12 protein-coding genes and 1 tRNA gene are annotated in these 22,802 nt (G+C 58.3%); 10 read left to right on the plus strand and 3 right to left on the minus strand.

Going from position 1 to position 22,802, the window contains the following annotated elements; genetic code table 11:
- The first annotated feature begins 60 nt into the window (after positions 1-60).
- The 10 genes from OKW37_RS05140 (at position 61) to OKW37_RS05185 (ending at position 13,812) form a co-directional block, all read left to right on the plus strand.
- A tRNA-Ala gene (locus OKW37_RS05140) sits at positions 61-136 on the plus strand.
- 596 nt (positions 137-732) lie between these two features.
- Entirely contained in the window at positions 733-1,941 is a 1,209-nt protein-coding gene (locus OKW37_RS05145; RefSeq protein WP_429407731.1) for a tyrosine-type recombinase/integrase, read from the plus strand.
- Positions 1,942-2,055: 114 nt separating this feature from the next.
- The gene (locus OKW37_RS05150) at positions 2,056-2,778 is read left to right on the plus strand and encodes a hypothetical protein (protein WP_429407729.1); all 723 of its coding nucleotides are present in this window, start codon (positions 2,056-2,058) and stop codon (positions 2,776-2,778) included.
- 64 nt (positions 2,779-2,842) lie between these two features.
- Positions 2,843-3,073, plus strand: a complete 231-nt coding sequence (locus OKW37_RS05155) for a helix-turn-helix transcriptional regulator (RefSeq protein WP_429407727.1) — start codon at positions 2,843-2,845, stop codon at positions 3,071-3,073.
- Positions 3,070-4,533 (plus strand): reverse transcriptase domain-containing protein, encoded by a 1,464-nt coding sequence (locus OKW37_RS05160; RefSeq protein WP_429407725.1) that lies wholly within the window; start codon positions 3,070-3,072, stop codon positions 4,531-4,533. The genes OKW37_RS05155 and OKW37_RS05160 overlap by 4 nt, the downstream gene beginning before the upstream one ends.
- Positions 4,534-5,293: 760 nt before the next feature.
- Positions 5,294-8,803 carry a type I-G CRISPR-associated helicase/endonuclease Cas3g gene (gene cas3g, locus OKW37_RS05165; protein WP_429407723.1) on the plus strand — a complete coding sequence of 1,170 codons (3,510 nt, stop codon included), beginning with the start codon at positions 5,294-5,296 and terminating at the stop codon, positions 8,801-8,803.
- Positions 8,776-9,843: a type I-G CRISPR-associated RAMP protein Csb1/Cas7g gene (gene cas7g / locus OKW37_RS05170; RefSeq protein ID WP_429509771.1), complete on the plus strand. Its 1,068-nt coding sequence runs from the start codon at positions 8,776-8,778 to the stop codon at positions 9,841-9,843. Before cas3g ends, cas7g begins: the two co-directional genes overlap by 28 nt.
- Entirely contained in the window at positions 9,843-11,261 is a 1,419-nt protein-coding gene (gene csb2, locus OKW37_RS05175; RefSeq protein ID WP_429509773.1) for a type I-G CRISPR-associated protein Csb2, read from the plus strand. Before cas7g ends, csb2 begins: the two co-directional genes overlap by 1 nt.
- A 1,733-nt stretch (positions 11,262-12,994) precedes the next feature.
- Positions 12,995-13,300, plus strand: coding sequence for a hypothetical protein (locus OKW37_RS05180; RefSeq protein WP_429407717.1), 306 nt, complete (start codon positions 12,995-12,997; stop codon positions 13,298-13,300).
- Between the two features lie 206 nt (positions 13,301-13,506).
- Positions 13,507-13,812, plus strand: a complete 306-nt coding sequence (locus tag OKW37_RS05185; RefSeq protein WP_429407715.1) for a hypothetical protein — start codon at positions 13,507-13,509, stop codon at positions 13,810-13,812.
- Positions 13,813-14,363: 551 nt separating this feature from the next.
- Here the strand turns inward: OKW37_RS05185 and OKW37_RS05190 are convergent.
- From OKW37_RS05190 to OKW37_RS05200, 3 genes are all read right to left on the minus strand, one after another.
- Positions 14,364-14,558: a hypothetical protein gene (locus tag OKW37_RS05190; protein WP_429407713.1), complete on the minus strand. Its 195-nt coding sequence runs from the start codon at positions 14,556-14,558 to the stop codon at positions 14,364-14,366.
- Between the two features lie 356 nt (positions 14,559-14,914).
- The gene (locus OKW37_RS05195) at positions 14,915-15,133 is read right to left on the minus strand and encodes a hypothetical protein (RefSeq protein WP_429407711.1); all 219 of its coding nucleotides are present in this window, start codon (positions 15,131-15,133) and stop codon (positions 14,915-14,917) included.
- A gap of 1,762 nt (positions 15,134-16,895) precedes the next feature.
- The gene (locus tag OKW37_RS05200; protein ID WP_429407709.1) at positions 16,896-22,214 is read right to left on the minus strand and encodes a sacsin N-terminal ATP-binding-like domain-containing protein; all 5,319 of its coding nucleotides are present in this window, start codon (positions 22,212-22,214) and stop codon (positions 16,896-16,898) included.
- Positions 22,215-22,802 lie beyond the last annotated feature (588 nt).

The following is a 22,802-nucleotide window of genomic DNA, read 5'->3' on the forward strand; positions in this document are numbered from 1 at the left end:
TTCCCGGGGCTGGAGGCTTGGCAAAAGGGAAAATGGCTGTGCTAGAATTATTTTTGTGTTGGGGGGGTAGCTCAGCTGGGAGAGCGTCGCGTTCGCAATGCGAAGGTCGGGAGTTCGATCCTCCTCCTCTCCACCAAGAATACGTATGAAGAAATCCGAGAAAGTCCAGAAAACCCCGTAGCCGTAAGGCTTACGGGGTTTTTTGTTGCCACTAAGGTCCATGATCGTCCATTGACATCTAGTGCTGAAATGGGAAAACTCTGGGGGCTACCGTCCGTCCCTCAAAGGCAGTATTCCCCAAATGGCGCTCACCGACACTGCGATCAAGCACGCCAAGCTTCCCGAAGAGCCGACAAAGCTGTTATGCGGAGGTGGCCTTTTATCTGCTCGTCGCTCCCGACCAAGGCAGGCTCAAATGCCGATCTGGCCGCAAGGAAAAAAGGTTGCCTTTGAACGCTTCCCCGCCGGTGACGCTGGCGGCCGCGCGGCGTGTGACAGATGAGGTTCGCACGTCCGTCGCGGCTGGCGTTGATCTTAGCGAGGCTCTAAACGGGCAAAGCGCCACCCATCAGAACGAAGCCGGCCGGGTGAGGGTATGGATGGGCTTCTGTAAACAACGGCGATGCATTATCCGTTTGGCGAGCGCTGAACGTACTCAAATCAGTCGAAGACGATCTAGCCTCCCGCCTTACTCGATGCAACGCGCAACGTGGCCCTAGGGATTGTTAAGCAATGGCACTGACTGACGTCGCGATTCGCACTGCAAAGCCAACAGGCAAGCTATACCGTATATTCGATGAAAGGGGCATGTACCTAGAGGTTTCGGCTACTGGAGGTAAGTGGTGGCGCTTCAAATACCGATTCGCGGGCAAAGAGAAGCGCCTATCACTTGGCGTCTACCCGGATGTTGGTCTCAAGGATGCGCGCGAGCGCAGAGACGAGGCGCGGAAGCTTGTCGCGCAAGGAATTGACCCGGGGGAGCATAGAAAGGCCACGAAGGCCGCGACGCTTGAGCGGTCCGCCAATTCGTTTGAAGTTGTCGCCCGTGAGTGGTTCGCTCGGCAGTCGTCCGGCTGGGCACCGAGCCACGCTGATAAAGTCATCCAGCGCTTGGAAAAGGACATACTTCCCTGGCTCGGCAAGCGACCTATCGGAGAAATTGCTGCACCTGAGCTGTTGGGGGTCATTCGGCGGATTGAAGAGCGGGGCGCGACTGATACGGCCCATAGAGCCTTGCAAAACTGCGGACAGGTCTTCCGCTATGCAGTGGCTACGGGTCGGGCGGAACGGGATCCCTCGGGTGACTTGAGGGGTGCCCTCCCACCTTTAAAACACGAGAATTTCGCATCCATCACCGAACCCACGAAGGTTGCTGAGTTGCTGCGAGCAATCGATGCATTCCGAGGCACGTTTGTCGTGAAAAGCGCGCTCCAGTTAGCCCCTCTTCTTTTCGTCCGCCCCGGCGAATTGCGCAAGGCTGAGTGGTCGGGCTTCGATCTCGATAACGCGGAGTGGCGATATCTGGTGACGAAAACTAAAACCAACCACCTCGTTCCGCTATCCGCGCAGGCAGTGACAATCTTGCGAGACTTGCATGCACTGACCGGGAACAGAAGCTATGTGTTTCCGGGACGCGACCCACGTAAGCCGATGAGCGAGGCAGCAATCAATGCTGCTCTGCGACGCATGGGGTACGACACGAAGACAGAAATCACGGGGCATGGATTCCGGGCGATGGCTCGCACAATCTTGCACGAAGAGCTACATGTCAAACCCGAGGTCATCGAGCATCAACTTGCGCACAAGGTGCCAGATGCCTTAGGCACCGCATACAACCGGACCAGATTCTTAAAAGACCGGCGAGCCATGATGCAGCAGTGGGCGAATTACCTCGACGAGCTGAAGGCCGGCGGGCGGCCCTTCGATCAGGTCGGCAAGTAGCGGCCGACTGAACGCCATGCGCTGTCGAGGGGCCGATTCCGTGTTAAGCACCGCATTTTGCAACCGGTTTCACCGCAAACCGGTTATGCCTCAAGAAGTTTGAAGCAAGCGATCATGTCACAAAAAACACCTTACATTCGTGCTCGGGAACGATCACGGACAACGCTCGACGCGGTCGCTAAAACGCAACGCGCTCAGCGTTCAAATCTCCTTTCGAAAAAGGCGAAAGAACTGCGACTGCCGGAATACGGCCGCGCTGAGTTCGTCGAAAACCTGCCCGCGTATTTGCGGCGGGTGGAAAAGCCAGCATCGAGAAACCTTGTTGCAGCGTATGTCGAGCTGCAGAAAGCTGCTCACCACCTTCAAAACGCGATCTATTCCGTTGGAACGCATGATACTCACCATCGCTACCTAGCTTCCCGTGTCGATCGAGTGGAGCGGGAATTACGTTCGCTGCTGTTATCTGACAAGCGGCGCGCGGTCGAGGGCGAGGCAACGTTTTCCCTTGACGGTACGCTCATTCGTTTCTCGTTCGACTCAAAAACGGGTAGACCGACTGACTACGCGACAGAGTTGGCTTGCGAAGCGGCGTTCGCATGGCGTCAGTGGTTTCAAACGTGGCCTTCGTCGAGAGGCGAGGGCCGATTCCACAAGATGCTCAAATTTGCTTGTCAGAATTTGTTGAAAATGAATGATGCAGAGCTGCCGGGTCGCAACGCCGTGGGGGCGGGCATCCTGCTGTGCAAGCAGAGGTGGGCAAATGGCTGGCCGGGTGGGCGCGTTTATAGTGCGGCTGACGACGCTGGCATGCTACAGATTCGGGCGAAAGGATTTTGATCTGACGCATTTTTCCGTCGGGAGCCAAACCACAATGGAGTCATTCGTACACGGATGAACTCCCATGGAAAACAAAACGTTTGGACTTTGCCTCCGTCGGCTTCCTGATGTATGCCGGCTAACAGGCCTGCGTAAGAGCTCGATATACGCCATGATCAATGTCGGGAGCTTTCCCGCTCCCGTGCGTATCGGTCCACGCGCCGTCGCATGGCGAGACGACGACATCGGGCGTTGGATTGAAACTCGACTCAGCACCGTTGCATCCAAGGGCAACGCTACCGGAGGCCGCAAGTGAACACCTCCATCAATCAAGTAGTGGTTGCAGGGCTCCGGTCTGAGCGATCAAGTGGGTCACAGAGTGAGGAGCGCGGCCATCAGACGAGTCAACGGCCCGAGGCCAATTGGCAGTTGCCTTCGATTCTCCCGCGGCTTGTCAATGGTCGCGAGCTAAACCGGCTTGTGTACGGATACCGATTTGATCCACTTTTCATACAGTGGCGTCGGCAGATTGCTCGTCGCCACGGCGAATTGATAGAAGAGATACGGCGCCTGTCACTTCGTTTAATTCACGAGCGGCCGGGGCGCGCGCTAAAAGAAAAGGTCGATCGGTTCCTCCGGTCGCCGTTGGTTCAGTGTGACATCTTGCACGATACTTGGCTCGATCAAGGTGGTCCGTTTCGGCACCTGACGTTGGCCGAGCGTCAAGCGACTTTTTATACACTTTGGAAGGATCGAATCGACGACTTTGAGTTGTTGCCCTCGCCCCTCAATCCCTCGATTGCTTGCTCGGAGCCATTCTATCGACGTGGCAAGCCCAAACACGATGGCCGTTGGCGAAACTTCTACTCCTTCGGCATTGCACGAACCACACGCCAGCGCCTAGTACATGTGGCACTGGCTGCTGCCACGTGCAACCAGTATCGCGCACAGTCCATGTACAACGGAGGGATGTCAGCGGTCGCGGACGAGGTCACGCGAATATTCACCGACCACCCTGAGCTTACTCATTGGGCAAAGCTGGATATTCAAAATTGCTTTGACAACATCAGGCTAACTTCGGCGCACGAGTTTCTACCGCTCGCGCCAAAGGTCATTCAACAAACCGTAGCAATCAACGTTAAGGAGGCAATCGACCAAAGAGAATCTGATCATCGACGGTATGAACACTATCTACGGAGATGTACAGGGTTATTTGCATCCGGACCTTCGCTGGCTCTGCCGCAAGGCGCAGCCTCATCAGCACTCGTTGCATATTCCTTGATCGAATCGGGGTTGCCGCCATTCTCGCCTGACCGCGTGATGCTTTATGGCGACGACCTGCTTGTTCTAGGAGAATCACAAGAGGAGGTGAGAGCACAAGTGTGCCGTTTTCGATCGCTTTTTGAAAGGCATCCAGCGGGGCCTTTGCAAATCACTCTTGAGGGTGAGGGCAAATTACAGGAAGGGTTTGAGTTCCTTGGCATGGAGTTCAAACGGATTATGCAGAGCCGAACAACAGGCGCGCCACTCAGTCTTTTCACAAGTGTTCGACTTCCGGCTAGCCTGCGCACTCGCTTCATCGACAACGTACGATCTCGCGTTGAGCAGGCCATCGAGTATGGCGATCCTGAGCTTTCCGAGGCATCTCGCTATGTCAGGGGATTTTGGGGAAGCAAACCTACGCATGACCGAGTCGAATTGCTGCTTCAAGCATGTTTGCTCATCGAGCAGCTGGGCGCCGACTCAGGTCCGATTTGGAACATTATGGCTGGTTGATCGCGCGGTATTGTCGCGATCGTGGCAACGGCCATTCACCGCGGAGCCTGTTGCACAGGTTCCGGGTCCAACAGCTTTATTGGGCTGATTCCAAGTACATTTGTAATGCTTTCCAGTGTTGTCGATCGAGACGTTCCGTCCACGTTTGACAGAACTGACATAAGTCCAACTCAGTTCCGCAGAGTTAGCCCACTCTTCTCCCTCTCGTGCGCGCCGCAGTGCTCGTAAGTTCGAGGCAAAGATTCGCCAAGCGTTTGTGCCATTTGGAAGTTTTCGGTGACGCCTTAACGCTCACGCGCAAGTTTGAAACTGGTTGCACGGCGCGTCGCGTTAGCCCACGCGACCATACAACAACGAGAGAAAAGATGGCATCGCTCGTTTGCTGCGGTACGTAGCCGCGAGCATTCCGTCACTGATCCCACTGCGAAGCTTGTGACTCGCATGCCAATCGCCACTCTATTCATATCGAGCGACCGTGCCGTGAAGGCGAACGCGTGGTCGCCTTCACGGTGTTTCCGGTTGGACTTCCAACAATCTCTCCGCGGATAGCCTGCCGGCCAGATAGGCTTGCGGGGTACGCCAAACACCGGTTGATTGGCTTTATGTGGTCCAGCGCACATATCAAGCGCGAATTGGGAGCAGAGGCGCAACTACAGAGTACCTTAATCGTAAGCGCAATCCCCAGTTTTTGTGGCCCAAACAAGTTGGTTGGTATAGCTTAACGTTTGGGCTCGGACCGCGTACGAGGTGGACACTCGACATGAGCCCGGCAAGGACCTTCCTGTCGCTTCTTCTCAAGCACATGGGAATTGGCGAACCATATATTTGGCAGCGCGAGGCATATTGTCGCCTGTGTGCCGGCGAGGCTCCCTCACAGATCAAGGCGCCGACGGCTTCGGGAAAGACCATGATGATCGCGATATTCGTGGCTTCGCTCGCGACTCAAGCGGCGAACGGCCGCGTGACGCTGGCACGGCGCCTCGTATATGTGATCAATCGCAGGGTCCTGGTTGACGAAGCGAGCGCCCTTGCCGAACGCATCCTGCACGCCATCAACACTGAAGAGGATTTGCGCCCCCTCCGCGATGCCCTGGCGGGCCTGTCGGCAAGCGGGAAGGCGCTCGCTGTCTCCACACTTCGCGGGCAACTGGAAGACAACGGCGAGTGGAGCCGCGACCCGTCGACACCCGCAATTATTCTGGCAACCCCCGACATGCTGGGAAGCCGGCTCCTGTTCCGCGGATATGGGGTTGGGCGGTCACGCGGCGCAACGCACGCCGGCCTTCTGGGCTGCGACACCTTTATCGTGCACGATGAAGCGCACCTAGCACCCGCGTTCACCTTTTTGCTTCGACAGATTGAGGCATTGGCCGGGCATGGAGCTGCGCAAATCGGTCGACCGGCGCTCCGCGTGATCGAGATGACGGCCACACCCTCCGGCGCCTTTGGCCTTCCGCTGGTTTGTGATGTCGCTTCTGATCCTGCACTGGCTACCCGGATGTCGGCATCAAAGCTGTTCAGGATTGCCGATGCCAGTCTTGTCGGTGGCTACTCGGGAAAGCCAGGTGATGCTGTCGTTGAGGGCATCGCCATAGTTGCGACTGCGATGCGTGACGAGAACAGAGCGGTTGCGATCTTTGTTTCCAGTCCGGCTTCAGCCGACAAGATCGCCGACCGCTTGCGACGCTCCGGCATAGCGCCGGACCGTATCACTACGCTGACCGGTACGATCCGTGGCCATGAGCGCGCCAAGCTGGTCGATACACCGGCATTTAGGAGGTGCGATCCGGGCCCCAACCGGACGTTGGACGGCACAGCCTATTTCATCGCCACATCGGCCGGCGAGATCGGACTGGATATCGATGCCGACGTCGGTCTGTTTGACATGACGACGCTAGAGCGTTTCATCCAGCGCGCGGGACGCGTCAACCGCCGCGGCTATGGCCACGGATACATCATTCTCGTTCATGCCCATGGACTGGAACTGCCTGAAGCAATCCGGGAACGTGGACTTAAGGCGCTTAGGCTGCTTGAGCGCGCGACGGGAAGCGACTGGATCGGGGACGCGAGCCCGCTTGCTCTGAATCGCCTGTGTGACCTTCCGGATTACGCCGATGCCATTGAGCCGGCCCCAGCAATGCGCGACCTCGAACCAGCCATTGTCGACATGATGAGCATGACGAGCCTGCGGCTCCACCAACTCGGCTGCCCGGCGCCTGACATCTTTATTCACGGGTTGGTCGACGAGGACGCTGACCTTGCGCTCGTCTGGCGGGATCTCCCCGATGCCCGCGCCGACTTCACGGAGTGGCTCGACGTGTGGCCGATCTCTCCACGGGAGGTCGCGCGGGTACCCATTGATGTCGCCCGCCGGCTGCTTAACGAGCGCCTGGTCGTAACCGGGACGGAGGCCGGCGAGACCGTGGCTGTCGCTCTCGACGCCCAGGGCCTTCCGGTTCCCGAAGACCCTCGATTGACTCGGGGAGCGCGCGCCAACCGTTGGATAGCGCGACTTCGGCCAGGTTCGGTCGTGCTGCTGTCGAAAGTCGTTCGTGGATTGACCGGCCAAGGCATCCCCTCTGCCACGAGCGTCGATCCGGTTCTGGACGTCTCGACAGGGTTCACTGACGTTAATGGCATGTTTCGGCAGGCGATAAGGCAGTTGCACGTTACTGCCCACCTTGATGAGGAAGGTACGGTATGGCGTCACGAAGATCTGACTGCGCCCTCCCTCGAAACGCTCCTGCAGGCAGCTGTCGGTGAACATGAGATCGTTTTCCATGATGGCCCGCGGGTGATTGAGGCGGCGGATTGGTCGGGCAAAGTGACGATATGGCTCAGCGATAAAGTCGCGCGCACGGCCGACGCAGGAGACTTCGCTTCCCTTGGGCCGCGCGACCGGCTGCTCGTCGAACATCACGACCTTACGGCGCGTGCGGCTCGCCGGCTTTGCATCTGGCTGGACTTGCCGCCGCCGCTTGCTGCCGCGGAGATCCGCGCGGCAGCCGAGCACGATAGGGGAAAGGCGTGGGGGCGCTGGCAACGCGCCATCGGGAACGTCGATCCGAACCGCGTGCTGGGCAAGTCTGCGAAAGCAGCATTTGACTTCAAGATCAATGACGGCTACCGGCACGAGCTCGGGTCGCTCGTCGCGTGCGGCGAAACCATGACGCAGCTCGAACGCCACCTGATCGCCGCTCATCATGGCTGGTCCCGACCAATGTTTCCCGACCGGGCGTTGGCGAAGCCGGGATGCGCCGCGGCTGCGTTGGCGGCGGCGCCCGACTTTGCTGTCGTCCATCAGGCGCTCGGACCGTGGGCGCTTTGTTATCTGGAAGCTGTGCTCAAGTCGGCTGACGTGCTCGCGGAGACCCTCGACGCTTCACTCGTCGCGGATCCGGCCATTGTCCTACCAGCTGCTGCGGCCTGGCCGACCATCTCGACGCCGTCAGCAGAGGCGTTCCTTCTCCCGGTCGACCCCACCAACTTCGGGGAGTACCTTGCCGCACTTGGCCTCGCATCGCTTGCGATAACTGGCGGTGTCAATATCAGGCTTGGGTGGGCTGACGGTTGCATGGTCCTCAGCGGCATAGGCCGCGACGGCCTCCTCTCCCTGCTGGATGGTCTGCGTGGCGCGGTTGTCCAGCCGGACGAGAGAGCTTCCGTCAAGACACAGCGTGGCGCGAAGTATCCGCCCTTGAGGCTCGGGCTCAAAAATCATGATTTTGCGCTGAACCACTGGCTCGACGCGCGTTTGAGGGGCAGTTCGGAGTGGAAACTCGGTGCGGGCCAAACCACAGCCGCGGGGACGCTGCTCAGCGTGGCAAAAGCCTGCGCGGATTCGCTGGATCTGCCTGACTTTGATCCGGTCCGGATCTTCGCGATCGGCGGTGCGCGGGTTGGCGCCGACGCCAGCAAATTCCGCTTCGACGCGGCCACGAACTGGTCCGCTCGCAATGCAGGCTTCTCGTTAAACGAGAACGAACGGTTCAAGAGTACCCGCCCGTGGGTCGAACTGCTCTCGGCGCTCGGGCTGCAGTACTTCTTCCTTCCTCCATCCGATTCAATAACCGGGTACTCCACGTGGCAAGGTGAGCTGCTCCCACCGGTGCTGACATTGGCCGCTGTTCGGGGATTGCTGCCGGAGTGTGATGCCCGCTACAAGCTCGCCATTGAGCGGACCGGCAAGGCGACGAAAGATGTTTTTGCCTCTCAACCCGTCATCATGCAAAGGAAGCCGCCATGGCCAGGACATTTCACCCTAATCTGAGGGATATCCTCACCGATGGGAATATCGTCGCAATCGTCGCGAAGCAGCGACTAAGGGCAGCCGATGGTCCTGGCACTCCAATTTTCCCGCCGACCTATCTCGGTTCGGACGATCGTCCGACCTACTGCATCAGTCTGCTTGATGACGGCGGAAATGTCTGCGTCGTGGACTCCGTTCAGTCACAGGCCAACCGAATCGAGGCAGCCTTCATGGACGAGCCTTACCGCTCACTCGTTCGACGAGTCCAGGTTACGGCGCAACTGCCGAACGCAGAGACGCGCACACTTGACATGCTTCAGCTTGGGCACCGCCTCGCGGATGCTGCTGTGACTTTTTCGACACTCGCTGAACAGGCTAAGGCTGCAATGCACTCCTTCGGCGACGGCCCCGACGAGATCGCACGGCTATCGCCGATGAGCCTGCTCTTTGGCATGTGGGAAAGCCGTGGCGAAAAGCGTCAAACCAGGATTCCACGCGCACTCAGCTCCACGATCACTGCGCGGAACGTCCGGGTGTTGCGACGCATGGCGACGTTCGCGGGTTCGTTCTGGTCGAAGGACCTAGGCTTGGAAGGCAAACGCTCCTCTGAAGGACTGGACCCCGTGCCCACCGGTGAGGCGCTAGGTGGGATCATGGCGGAAGGCGAAATTCTGCGTTCCGCAACCCTGAACCTGGTGGCGCTGCGCCAGAACTGCAAGATAACGACCGCAGTGCCTGTCAGTCCAGCGGCGTGGTATATGTTCGCCCTCGCGCTCGTAGCGATCACCGTGCCCTCAGAATCGTACCTGAGACAGGGCTGTCTGCTGGTGGGAGACGGCGACATCGAGATCCGCGTCGTCGCGCGAAGCGGGAAGGACGAGAATCTCACGCTTGACCACCAGAACATACTGGGCATCGCGCGTGATGCTGCCAGGGACTTCGGCGTTTCAACCCTGGAACCCATCGAAGCGGTCTTCCAGACCGACCGGCTTGAGCCGAGCCCGACCGACAAGGGCAAACAACTTCCCGGCGGCAAGGATAAAACTGCGCGGGGCAAATGATGTCAACCAAACCTGACTATCTGGTGCTGGAGGCGACATTTCTCGCCGGCACCTACGGCGGAATCGAGTGGCCACCATCGCCGTTCAAGCTGCTGCAAGCAATCGTAGCGGGCTGCCGTAGCGTCGCTGTCGCCGGCCTAGACTGGCTGGAACAACAGTCGCCACCGCTCATTCTGGCTACCGACCAGCCCGAACTGGTGAGGTTTGTCCGGTTCATACCCAACAATGCCGATCCGCGCAAGCCCAAGGAGGCCACGTCACGGCGCGAAATCGTCCATCGTACCGTTCGCGAGCCAGTGCGCTATTGCTATTCCTTGCGCACGGGACGTGACCGCGAGGCCGCCAAGCAGGTGATCGTTGCGGCTTCACAGGTGCATACGCTGGGAACGGGCCACGACATGTGTACCGTGCGCGGCATGGTGGTGTCCGATAACGCGCCGGAGAGCAGCTCGGCTACGAAGCTATGGTGCCCTGTGGGAGAGGCTGTGTATGCAATGCGCCCAAACGCAGCAGTCATGTTGCGTGCGCCGCGACCAGGCTCACTTCGTGCTCTTGAGCAGCGGTTTACGCAGTTTCAGCGTCGCCTCGATACGGGCGAAGCAGGTTATGGCCGGCCTGTTCAGGCACCTGCGGAACATCGTGTCGTCGCCTATCAGAAGAGCGACGAACAATCGAGAACCGCCCTGGTGACACTCCGGCTGGTAGCCCCGGCTAACCCTCAAGTTTTCTGCAGGTTCCGGCCGGAGGGCGCGGTGGCCGTCGCGGGGATGCTGCGCCACGCAGCCAAGCGGGTGGCCCAACGCTGGGTTCCTGAGCTTCTCGACTTTGCTACCGGCTACGGTCCAAAATCGGATCTGGATCGTCGCATGTCGTGGGTTGGGTTGCCATCCGTTGGTGATCTTCATGCCGATGGACTGATTCGACGCGGGCTGTGGCTTGGGCGGGCTTGTGACGCTCAACAAGTGGGCGAGCTCGCATCAGCCCTGCCTCCCGACGGGATCGACCTCTTCGACGAATATACAAACCAGTGCGCAGCGTTGGCCGTGCCGGTCGCTGCCGACGAAGAGCCCGTGCTGCATCACTACCTCGGCCGGGCGAGGGAATGGGTGAGCGTCACCCCGGTTGTACTGCCCGGGGACTATGGCGCCGGCGATCTGCGGGTCATGACCAGGCTCATTCACAAGGCTGTGCGCGAATCCGGGATCGATTTTGGGCTCGTGGAAAGTGTCGAGTTCTCGACGCAGGGATTTCTTCGCCAGGCCGTTCCTGCGTGGGAGGTGAAACTCAAGGACTGGAGGGCCAAGAACCTCATCCTTTACCATGTCCGGCTTCGTTTTCGAACACCGATCCGAGGCCCGATTGTATTGGGCCGTGGGCGGCACTTCGGGTTGGGGCTGTTATGCGCGAACCTCAATTGAAACTGAAAACGGCGCAGGTTCGCGCAAATGGCATGCAGCATCGAATCAACAGGTGGTTACCAACCGCGGAGCGGAGACCTTCTCCGGGCTCTTTTTTCGCGGGACGTATCGACGTTCGCGCGTTCGAGCCGGAAATGGCTTGTGGACATTGGTTTAGCGTGGGAGAGGAGCACTCGCCTGGGAACGGGCGACTTCGTTTAAGGCGCGTCTGTCCGGGCCGGTTAATGTGGCCCATCACCTGGTGCACTCGCCTGGCAACGGGCGACTTCGTTTAAGGTACGTCGACCCGCCCAGCGACGGCACGGGCTACGTGGGAGTACTCGCACGGGGACGGGCGACTTCGTTTGAGGACCCAGCCCACCGTCTCACCAAGAGCCATCACTTCAGCGCACTCGCTTAGCAACAGGCGACTTCGTTTAAGGAGGCCCGTCACGGCGTAGTAGTCGCCCTGGAGCATTCGGCCGGGCGCGGGCGACTTCGTTTAAGGCAGAACGGCACGCAGGCGAACGGCGTGGACCTGCTGGGAAAATTCGCCCGGGCACGGGCGACTTCCTTTAAGGTTGATGATGATGCGCTTGTTGTAGCCCTAGGCGGGAGCACTCGCCTGACAACGGGCATCTTCGTTTAAGGGTGGTGACCGTGTGGTCCAGAATACCTCGCATCAGCGGAGCACTCGCCTGGCAACGGGCGACTTCGTTTAAGGACTTGCCCCTCGACGGCCGGCATCCGGGGCTGAATCGGAGCATTCGTCCGGCAACGGGCGACTTCGTTTGAGGGTGAAGACGCGTGAGGCGAAGTCGCTCGCCAAGAGGTGCACTCGCCGGGCAACGTGCGACTTCGTTTACGGGCGATCCAGCGCGAGGAATTGCTGTTCAAATACGGGAGCACTCGCTCGGCGACGGGCGACTTCGTATAAGGGAGAATGCGGCGTGCAGTGCGATCATCGAGAACAAGGAGCACTCACCCGGGCACGGGCGACTTCGTTTAAGGAGGACGTTGAAGCGGATCGTCTCGATCGTCTGGTGGAGCACTCGCCCGGCAACGGGCGACTTCGTTTAAGAAAGGCGTACGAGCAGGGGCGCGAGAAGTGGCAGGGGAGCATTCGTCCGGCAACGGGCGACCTCGTTTAAGGCAGATGCAGTAGCTGTTCGAGCGCGATGCGCGAGGGAGCACTCGCTTGGGAAGAGGCGACTTCGTTTAAGGACGCCATGGCCGTGGCCAGGGTAGTTGACGCCATGGTGCACTCGCCTGGCAGCGGGCGACTTCGTTTAAGGGCACCGGGCACCTGCTTGGAGGCTTCGATGATCTCGAGCATTCGCCCGGGCACGGGCGACTTCGTTCAAGGGGTTTCTTCACCGAGTTCACACGGGAAGCGCTGGGGAGCATACGCCCAGGGCACGGGCGACTTCATTTGAGGATGTCAGGGTTGATACCCTTTCAAGCGTACAAGTCGGGCAGCGCGGATGCTGGAGGCGGTTATGGCGTCAACTACGTGTCCGGTTAAGTAGTCCTCCTTTGGGGGAAGACACGCACGTCAAAATGGCCTCCTAAGTTCCGCGACATGGGTGTAGGCTATGTCGGTGTCACCTGTCGAAGTGAATGATTCGCGATAGCGGATCAAGGCCGCGGGCTTGATGTTTTTCGTGCTGATCTACACGGTCGCGCCGAGAATTGTCAACGCTGTCATCAAGGCCACGCACGAGTGGCAAGGCCTATTGCGATAAGGATGTTCAATGGACACACTGAAATTTGCACTCGCGTTGGAAGGCGAGGGCATGGATCCCGAGCAGGCAGCCATCATCGCTCACCAGATGTACAGAATCTATGCGCACTCAGTACTGGGTGGATTCTATAAACCCGTGGACTATGGTGATTATGAGACGCTTCGCGCGAAGGCGAACCTGCGGCGAGCCAAGACAGAAGCGATGAACAACGTGCTTCGCGCGATGAAAGCCAATGACGCCGGCCAAGAAAAGCACTGGCAGGGTGAAGTGGAGCGGATCGACGCAGAGAGAAGGCAGCGAGGGTTCATCAAGTGAGCGATTCAAAATCCACTGTCAGTAAGCCCGATGTACCCACTCTATGACGCGGTTGCTTGTATTGAAATCGTCGGTGGACGCCATTCGGGTCTTACTCTGTCGACAACGGGCGACTTCGTTTAAGGTTGTCGGCCTCGCACGGTGCGTGCGAGGTCACGCGTGGTGCAGCCGGCCTCCGTTTGAGGTAATTGCGATAAGGATATTCAATGGACACGCATGCATTTGTACTCGCGTTAGAAAGCGAAGGCATGGATCGCGAGCAGGCAGCCATCATCGCCACTGAGATGTACAGAATCTATGCACACTCGGTACTGGGTGGAGCTTATGAACCCGTGGATTATGGCGATTATGAGACGCTTCGCGCCAAGGCGAACCTACGGCGAGCCAAGATAGAAGCGGTGAACAATGTGCTTCGCGCGATGAACGCCAATGACGCCGACCAAGAAAAGCACTGGCAGGGTGAAGCGGAGCGGATCGACGCAGAGAGAAGGCAGCGAGGGTTCATCAAGTGATCGACTTAAAAGACTGGTCAGGAGGTTTCATCGTGACCGTCGAGCGCCGGCGGTTCGGCAACACGGCGCAGGCGAACCATCTCGCCGTCCAATCCGGTTAATGAACTTGGACAGTCGCAAAGGCCATCGCGCGTCCGCAATCCCTGGAGCCGGGAGCTACGCATCTCCCTTGTCGATTAGTTTTGAAATAGTGCCAGAACTCCGCCAGAATGCGGTTTGCCGAGGCTCGCGCGGTGCGTATTTCCTCAACCATGTCCATGCGGCAAGCCATACCCTTGTTCGGCCGATTAGACCAAGTTTTAACTTCTCTGGCGCATAAATTGCGCAGTAAGCCCACCCATTGGCGATCCACAACTTGAGGCCCGATGGTTCATGGTCGAGAGTGTACCGTTGCTCGCTGTCGATCTGCCATTGGGCCGGCCGTTCTCGTAAAGACGCCGCGATCTTCTTCGCTACGGGGTTGTCAACGTAGCGGCTCCAGAGATATCTCATGTCTGGTCATCCCGTGGCAGAATCGTCTGCATTACTAACACGACAAGGTTACACGTCTCTTAACCTTCTCCCTGCGCTGCCATTAACTCGTCTAATTTGCCTTTCAGGTCATCGCCGGAGGCACAGGCGAACACTAATTCGCGCACCTCGCGGAGTAGCCTAGCCGCCTGCTTGCACGCCTCGTTTGCCTCTTGGTTGAGTACTCCCGAATCAGCAAGCTTTCCAAGAGACGAGCAAATATCTGCGATTTCCATTGTCTACCTCTGCGCTTATGTTACGGTCGATAGCTTGTTCGATGAAGTATTGATAGAAAACCTGCACGCGTCAACTTTGACGCAGACCTGACATCACATTCCTTCACTGTATTTGGAATTCCAATTGCCCGCTGCGGGTCATCGAGACACTGCGGGCAACACCGCTGACTAATGGCTGGGCCATTGTTTGTCGCTATCGGTCGGCCCTGCGGGTGTCAGCGTGGTGCAGTGGTGTCACTGGCACCGGGGATGACCGTGGGGTAATGGCATTGGGTAGTCACCTTGGTCGTTCCATCGCCTTCAGGGTCGAATGCGGGCACAGACATCGTGATATCACAGGCCATGAGAGGCCGATGCTAGAGGGGCTGTCGCGCGTCAAGCACGGCCCAGCGCCGCGCAATCTCCATGTGCAGGAGCGCCACGCTGATCTCCAGGCGATTCAGACAAGCCTTCACCTCGCGGACATCATTCATCAGCTCGCTCCTGCAATCCGCCAGCTCTTCAAGTACGGCGTCGATCGCACGCAAAACAAGGTCTGTTTCTTCTGATGTAAGGCTGGTAGTCTCGTCCGTCATCGCAGGCCTCCCTCAGTCTTACGGGCAGTATAGTCCGCCCCGCCGCACGACGAGCGTAATGACTGTGTTCCGCGTTGGATGAAACGGAACCGGACTGTTTTCCCGCACAGAGCGCGCCCTGCGAATCGATCAGCCGGTTCATGTACGAACATTTGATGCAGAGTTCAGTGGCGTAGCGCCACGCTACGCCGCGCTTGTCCGAACGGACGTAGATCCAATTCAGCTCTGCAGCGTCGGCAAGCTCCTCCGGTGGTGCTTCTTATGCGCGGCGAAGTGCTTGCAAACTCAGCGCAAGGTTTGCGCTGGGATCATCGCTGTGGGCGGCTCTCTCATGCCGAGAGTGTCGCCGCCTAAAGTGTTGCGCTCCACGCACCATTAGGAGTGCCGTTTAATGAGTAGTCACTGCTCGCCGTCACCTCGCCACCTTTGAAACCGGTTGCACGGGGCGCGGGCACTTCGGGGGATTGGCGAGACGAACTACGCAACAACGAAAGAAGACGTAGCGTTGATCGCAAAAAACACAATGATGCGCGGTGGTCTTCGGAGCTACTCTGGCGTGCGTCGCCCATGGGGCGGAAGCTACGGCGCCGGTGAAAAGATCCGCGCCGCCGGCAGCAGTGTGCCGCCAGGAACGGACTTCATTTCTTGGATTCGAGCTTGGAAAGCACCAGTTCTTAGCGATATTCCGACGTGCCTTGCGAGCGTCGAAGATCGCGCGAATTTGCGAATGACATGCCTTGAGGCCGGTGATACGACGAGACCCGGTAGGGGAGGGGCTAACCTCGGCATCCCCTACAGTGATTACATCTTGCTGCAAGACGGAAAGGTTGTCTCCGTGGCGCTAGATCCCCGGGCTGATAGCTACGACGCACTCAAGCCCCTGAGAATTGCGCGGTACGGGCCGCCGACCCAGACTGTAGCCACAACCGCGGAAAACATGGAAGGCACCAATGCTCCGTCTGGGGAGAGCGATTGGGGCGGCGTCAAGGTCAATATTTGACTTTGTCAGCGCTTCGAGAAAATTGACCGATCGAGCGTCTTCGTCCATGACGAGGCTCTCATGAGGGTCATCCAGGTAGTAAGGCGGGCGAAGGAAAACGAAACGGCGTCGAAGCTTTGAAAGCGAAGCGGTAAATTGCGAGCGCGCTGGGCGAGATCCGGCCGCCCTATTTGAGCGCCACTTCGAAGAGGGCAGCGCATACCTGTTGTGAAGCCTCCTTGATGAGCGAAGAGTGCCGCGGACCGACATATCTTTGGTGAGATCAGTTGGCATCGAGAAAGTCTCCGCAACGCATTCTTGCCCCGGATTTTGAAACTGGTTGCACGCACCCAATAAGATGGACGCCGCCTTGGCTTCGTTTGCCCGAGTGCCCGAGCCGAGCAAGCCCAATAGCGGGCCTCACGAGACAGCGCATGACATGGGTTGTCAGTGGGGAAGTGACAATGCCATAGAACCCGTCGTGCATCGATTCGAGTTCGTCACCCTTGCCATTGACAGACCACAGACGGAGTTCCGGTTGCACCAGTGACGCTGGCCGCTCGCGCCGGCATATAACGGGTTCAGCGAAGGCGAACGCGTTCGTGGCCCTCGCGCGACGCTTACTACGGACTCTACATCGTCGCCGTCCCAAACGCGGGGAGCAGGTCATGACGGAACGAATGCGGAAGGTAGCGACGCTGACGAGGCTGGAATGTCCTTCGCGAACGCGGGCGACCGGAAGCCGTCGGTAGGCTGCGTAGTGGGGTGACGGCCTAGCGATCGTCAACCAATCTCGAAGCGCATACGTACGGAGCCGCGGCCGACTATTTTGAATCGGTTGCGCGTGGCTTCGCCCATGGGGTTTGGCAGTTCAAGAATTCGCCATTTCTCTGGCGAGAAAACAAACGGTACGTACAGAATGCGGTAGCGTCGTCGGCCGTCCTTCGAAGCAGTGCTTGCCACCCGCATCTCATTCGCTGTCAGCTCGAATTCGCCACCGTTGTCCAAGGACGACTTGACCTCGTACATCCAGTCGCAGGTCGGTGTCTTTACGAGGAAATCGTACCCGGCCGAATCTTTGCCTTTTCCTCCGCCGAAGAATCGAATGCGATTTTCCGACACCCAGCAGTTTTCGTCGACATGTCCCTGATGTCGGCGGCTCAGGTACTGGAAAGCAAGCCATTCGCTGGCCACACCCATCGCGGTACGCTGAGCGTCGCTTAGCTTCTGCTCATGCGATCGGGCGCCCCCATTCGTCCCGGTGCCGCCGGAGCCACCAGACGGTGAGGCGTCTGGATCTGAAAATGTGGTCATCCTGGGTCGCTGTTGACTACGCTGATACCAGTTCTCATCGCGTTGCAGCCATTTTTCGGCTTCTTCCTGGAAGTTGCCCGCGAAGTTCGGGTCACGCGTGTCGAACGAGCCGCCGCCGAAGTGGATGCTTCGGCGTTCAAGTTCAATTCGCGCACGTTCCTGTTCTCGACGTTTTTCCTCCGCGCCTATCTCCTCCTTGTCCAGTTGAAGTTTTGCTTCGTCGATGGTTGGGGGCATTGCTCCTGGCCAGCACTGGCAACGCACACAAAAGCCTGGAATTGAAGGCATATTGAGGACTTCGAAGTCGAGAAGACCATGGTCTTCGAGTTGCCTCACGATCGCCTGCGCTTCGTCGTGTAGCCATGCCGCCGGTGCTGCGACATCGTGCTGGCGACACCACGCGCGGACCACGGGCGCAGCCTCAGTCGCGAACGAGCGCACTATCTTGCGGTTTGCTTCGAGCACGCGCTTCAACGGCTCGAGATTTTCAGCTGCATCCGGTCCAAGAGCACCGTCGAGTAGCTGACCCACGTATGTCTGCACCATCTCGGTATCAAGTGTGTCGTAGGACTGACACCACTCTTGATTAAATGGGAGGAACCCGAGTTCCTTTTGTTTGGTATAGGTCGACAGGTCACTCTCTTCGCGGAAGTCGCGCGTGTATCGCCGCCGCAGCCTGTCCACGATCTCGGTGCGCATCGAGCTGAGATAGGCCTCGTACACTCTCTGGAGTTCAGCGGCGTTGGAGATAGGCTCTTCGCCCAGCGCCGTCAGCACTTCGTTGAAGCGTGCGAAGTCCAGGTCCAAGGTCCTCCGCAAGGCCGCGGGGCTCTCTGCCTTTTCACATGCGACGACGATTTCGTCTGGCGTGAGTGACTGCACACCCAGATTATCCCTTAGCCACTTTCGCAAGTCGAACCTGACGCCCTCGCGCTCGACTTCCATCTTTAGCTGGCGAGAGAGAGGGACTCCACGAAGATACGCAACGAGAGGAACCAGAAGACTGAGGATATGGTCAAGATCAGTTCGAAGCGCAGCCCTGTGGTCGCGAATGGTCTGGAGGTCGCAGTCGAATACATGGGCCAATACTTCATCGCTCGGCGATTCCAGCTGAGTCGAAGCAGATCCCAGGGCCAGACGAAGCATGGTGTTTTCGAGAGAACGGAGCCTTGGGTCGATGAGTCGCGCAATACCACCAGACAGCGTTTCCGCGAGAGTTGCCAGGCTCAAGGGCAACTCGTCGTTCAATATCAGCGTTGGCAGTTCATCATGCTCGTACGCATACCATGGAAGTTGGTCTGAAGTTTTTAATGTCTCGTCGTCGAGGATCAGAGAGATCTCGCTGCATCGTCGAACCCTTATGGCGCGTACGCGCCGGTTGACTGTAGTGCTGAGGATCCCGCGTTCGAGTGCCTCCGCCCGAAGCTCGTGACCGATGACGACGACCTCGGGCAGCCAGTCGAGACCGAAGGACGTCAATGGCGGGTCACCGGGGCGCGGAAGGAATGGAGTTCCGTCTACAAGAAGCCTTACGTCGACGGCATTCAGACGACGCGGATTGAATGATCTTGTGGCGCTTATTTTCGTAGCGACAGACTCGCTGGATGCATGGCCAACTTCAAGGACGGCCTGTCCTGCCGACGAGAGCACTCTCGCTTCAAACCGTTGCGCGTCCGCTACGATGACTACTGCCGGAGGGTCGTCGACGTTTCCAGCAAGAAGTTCGAACTGGCTTCTTCGCATCACGACGAGCTTCAGATCCACAGGCAAGGACAAGCTTGAAGAGATTGTTTCTTCCCAAGCCCGCTGGTATTCCTTTCGGAACGTTGGCCGGTCGTTTGATGCCAATCCTGCAGTGGCCGCTGCAAGATCACGCAGTCGCTCAATCGCCGTAGCCGGATTTAGCCAGTCTCTCAGACCCAATGCCTTGCTGAAAGCGAGCTTCGCCAGTTCCTCTTCGTCGGGCAGGTCTGCCACTGCTTCGGCAATGCGGTCAAGGAATCGAGGCGGGCCGCCTCGCCTCTGTTGAGAGGCCCAACATTGCCGGGGCGGTCGAAACGTTAAGCCCTCATGGCTGGTCGTAGCGATCCAGGGCTTCGACCGCAGGAAGGCGCCCAATGGGGTAGGCAGAATTCGACTGTCCCAGTCACGCTCGGCTCTCTCGAATCGTCCCACTCTGAACTGCAGGAATCTTGTCCCGCGCATCTTCAAGTGTTTGAAGGCAAGGACGCAGAATGCTTCCTTGGCAGTTTCGGGCAACTTGTCGTGTTCCAGTTGTCCCGGAAGGCGCCATACTGCTCCCTGCATTTCGTACCTGGTGTAGGGATGGCCGAAATTTATGCCCTTTACCTCGGCACACCAGTCAGCATCAAGACCTGCGGACGTATCACCGTGGTCGACGCGACGCTGCCACATGTATCCATCGGCGGAGTACTGCATCCTTGCAGCATAGGGCTTCAGTCCATCTGTCACGCCGAGCAGTTCAAGGAATCTTATCCAGTCCCGCTTCGAATCCTGTATCGGCGCTGGCCAATCCTGCTGGCTCGCGAGTAAAAGCCCGAGAGTCAGATTACAGTCGGGAGAAACTGCGGCGCACGTTACAAGATAGTTCTCCAATACCTTCCCCTGCGACGACCAAGAGGTCGAGAACATTGCTTCATTCGCAGGGTGCCAGCCGGACAACGTTGGCACGAATAGCCCGGCCTTTCGCACGACATCGTCCAGCGGTGATCCGACGGCGCGCCACACATCGAAGGCCCACTTCAGCGCTTCACTGCGCCTAGACGGATCTGCATTGCTACCGAGCGCTGCCTTCAGGCCGGAGAGAGCCTCGACGGGATCGTATTCATGGAGCAGCTTGGCATTGACAAAGGCATCCAGCGTCTCGCGCCGCAGAATGATGCGGTCATCCAGGAAGCGGTAACGTCGAGCGAGTGTAGCAGGGGGTAAGGGCATGCCAGCCTTCTTGCGTTTGCCTTTGGGCACATCGCTTCTAACGTAAACGCCACCTCTTCGTTCTTCGTCGGTGCTTCCATCGGATCTCAGTTTGCCCGCACGATCAAGGAAGATTGCACTCCCGCTGAGGAGTTTCAAGCCCGTGTTTGCGCCCTTGAACAGCTCGAGCAGATCTTCGTAGAAGGCAGACCACACACGCGGCGCCGCTTTCCTGTTGAGCAATGATTGCGCGAACGCGACAGTCCACTTTGTCAATGCGCTGCTCGAGGGGACGAGGTCGTCGAACCGACGCGCTCGTCTCGCGATCAGTTTCAGGCGATCGGTGCGGAGCTTGTCCAGCTTGCTGGAAGCCAAGCTTGCGCCTACGCGAGTGGCAACGTCCCTGTCTTTTAATACAGAGAAGGAGCCGGTCGGCCAGATGCATACCTCCGAGAGGCTCGACCAGTGCTTCTCCTTCGACGGCGCGAAGATCGGGACGACACGTGCTTTTGCAAGTGATGTGCCAGCCTCTTCCAGAGCACGATCGAACATCGGCGCGCTATCCCCGCTCCATGCAAACATGTCAAATATCGAATGTTCGGGGAGTGACCCAAGGCCTTCAACACCGGCCAGGACAGCCGCAGCGCACGCCCTGGCGGATGCCATGATCAGTGTCTCGTTCAGAGGTAGACTTGCGTCGGCATTCTGGCGGTCAATGTCGGTAAAGAAGGGGCCGTCAAGGTAACCCCGGACGGGAGCGGACGCCTTGACTCCCATGGGAAGAAAATTGTACAGCCTGCCAGCTTCCACTGTGCCCGAAGAAAGGCCGACTGCTACAGAGACGACGGGGATACCTTTCCAGTCCAGCCAGCGCTTGAGCTGGTGTGCCCTCGGAATGCTCCGTCTGACTGCGTCGAGAACAATATCTTTGCCGACTTCGTATCGCACGACGGCATAGCGTTGCTGAGCATCCAGCTCTACCTCATGGAGCGATGCGCCAGGAAGCGAGGCAATGGTGCCGAGTTCACGCTGGCGCCGCTTCAGTTGTCGCCGCATTGGTTGAAGATGCCGGCCCGAAATCTCGATGCTGATTTCGTTGATCCGGTCAAGGAACAGCATCAGTGGCACGTCGGGATGTGTGAGCGCTTCGACCTGTTGCTTCGCCAGCGTCACCGCGACTTCGGTTTTGAGCGGAGCGGCGATGACAGTAGCGTAATCATCCTTCGCATAGGCTTGGATGTCTTCAGGATGAGCGTCCAGCGGTACTGGAGCGAGGTATCGCGGGATGTTCCTCGACACGAGACTGCTCGTTTCTTGGTCTACGCCGAGGGAGCGGAGGATTTCTTCGATCTCGGCGACAGTGGCAAAACGAAAGCAGTACCCGTCGAACCGTTTGGTGGATTGGCTGCCGTGACGCGAATAGATTCTCACGTCATCAGTGATGGCTTCGAGGCTTCGGAAGCCCAGCCCTTTGTTGCCGATACCTTCCCCGACGTCTTTGGCGCTCGTGGCCATGTTTCGGACTGACTCCACGTCCTTCGTGCGAAAGCCGGTACCATCGTTTGCGACGTATAACGTCCCATCGTCGTCGCCGTTGATGACCAGTTTGATGGCGATCCGACCTGATTCACCACTTCGATGTGCGTCGTGAGCGTTCTGCAAAAGTTCGTATAGGACGCGATTGCCATATTCCGTGCCTATCACCTCATTCAGGTTTTTGAGGCTCTCATAAACCTTGATGTTTTTGCCATGGGCATCGACCGCGTGCTCGAGGATGGCACGAACTTGAGTTTCTAGATACTCCACCGGGCGAAGGTCCGCCTCCGTATCGACGTGCTTTGTGCCGGTATCCATGGTCTCTCCTTGGCTGCCGTGCTGCGGCAGTCTTCTGTTTTCGATTGGCGTAATGGTATCCCGTGTTTGCCCCGCATGCGCACCCAACATGGTCGAATTTGCCGGCGTGTACCGCGTGGCAATGCCTGACATACCAAACACTGTAGGTACTTTGTTTTTGCCTGTATTTTTGAAACCGGTTGCACGATCGCGACAATACGGAAACGCACCCGGAACCGTTTGCCTGTGAACTCGAAGGCCAGACCGCCGACAACGAACGTACGAAGAACACCAGCGATAGCAGGTGTCTCCGCAATGTTCGTAGGGACATCGAACCAGTCGTGCATCGCTCCAGTTCGTTACGCTCGCCTTTGACAGGCCACAGACGATGTCCCGGTTGCCGCAGTGGCGCTAGGCGCTCACGCGCCCATATAACAGGTTCAGCGGGGCTGCACGCGTTCGAGGTCGGCAGCTGATTTGCTTCTGTCAATCGAACGGTTGACTCATCAACGAAGACGTCTGCTCTGTGACCGGGATTACGAGCGATATCCAACGGCACAGCGAGGACTACGCTAATCTTTGGGACGCCTTTCCTGTCTCAAAACGCAC

It is taken from the genome of Paraburkholderia sp. MM5482-R2 (genome assembly GCF_050436125.1).
GTDB classification, from domain to species: Bacteria; Pseudomonadota; Gammaproteobacteria; order Burkholderiales; family Burkholderiaceae; genus Paraburkholderia; species Paraburkholderia tuberum.